This window comes from Streptomyces sp. NPDC049577, assembly GCF_040675635.1.
Classification (GTDB): Bacteria; Actinomycetota; Actinomycetes; order Streptomycetales; family Streptomycetaceae; genus Streptomyces.
Genome location: NZ_JBFAPH010000665.1, coordinates 1 through 1,065 on the forward strand (window position 1 = coordinate 1; position 1,065 = coordinate 1,065).

Annotated in this window: 1 protein-coding gene; it reads left to right on the forward strand. The window is 77.8% G+C overall.

The window, feature by feature from the left end; translation table 11 throughout:
* On the forward strand, positions 1-1,063 hold a 1,063-nt coding region (locus AB0K09_RS33720; RefSeq protein WP_366069189.1), incomplete at its 5' end, for an acyltransferase domain-containing protein.
* Positions 1,064-1,065: the final 2 nt, after the last annotated feature.

Genomic DNA, 1,065 nt, shown 5'->3' on the forward strand with positions numbered 1-1,065 from the left:
GGAGGCGGCCGCGCTGGTCGCCGTGCGCGGCCGGCTGATGCGCGAACAGCCGCGCGGCGCGATGCTCTCCGTCCAGGCGGCCGAGGGCGAACTGCGGGAACTCCTGCCGGACGGCGTGGACATCGCGGCCGTCAACGCGCCCGGCCTGTGCGTGGCCTCCGGACCCGAGCCCGGCATCGCCGAACTGGAACGGCGGCTGGCCGGGCCGGGCCACGGCGCCCGGCGGCTGCACACCTCGCACGCCTTCCACTCGGCCATGATGGAGCCGGTGGTCGGCCCCCTCACCGAGCGCGTGCGGTCCGCCGGACTCCGGGCCCCGGAGCGGCCGTTCGTCTCCGCCGTCACCGGGGAGGCCATCACGGCGGAACAGGCCGCGGACCCCGGCTACTGGGGCGGCCACGCCCGGCGGCCGGTGCGCTTCGCCGACGCCGTACGGGCCGCCGTGCCGGCCGGCCGGACCGTGCTGGTCGAGGTCGGACCGGGCACGACGCTGACCGCGCTGGCCCGCGCGACCCTCACCGGGCGGCGCGGCCTCGCCGCCGTACGGACGATGCGGCGCCCGGATGAGCCGGGCGACGACGTGCGGACGCTGCTCCTGGGGGTCGGGGATCTGTGGGTCTCGGGCGTCGGTGTGCGGTGGGAGGCCCTGCACGACGGGCCCCGGCAGCGGGTCGCGCTGCCGGGTTACCCCTTCCGGCGGGAGAGCCACTGGACGGGCCCGCGCGCCTCGGCGGCGTCCGCACCCGCGCCCGCGCCCGGGCCCGCCGCCCGGGCGGTGCGCGAGGACGGGCCGGCCGGGGACGACGGGGTGCGGCGGATCGTCGCGCTGTGGGAGGACTTCCTGGGCTCCGGGACCATCGGCGCGCACGACGACTTCTTCGAGCTCGGCGGGCACTCGCTGCTCGGCACGCAGCTGGTCAACCGGATGACCGAGAGCCTCGGCGTACCGGTGTCGCTGCGCGAGCTGTACGCCGCCTCGGCCGGGGTGCCCGCGCGGACGGGCGAGAGCAGACCGGAGTCCAGCAGGCTGTGCTCGAAGGATCCCGCCGGGACCTGCTCCTGATC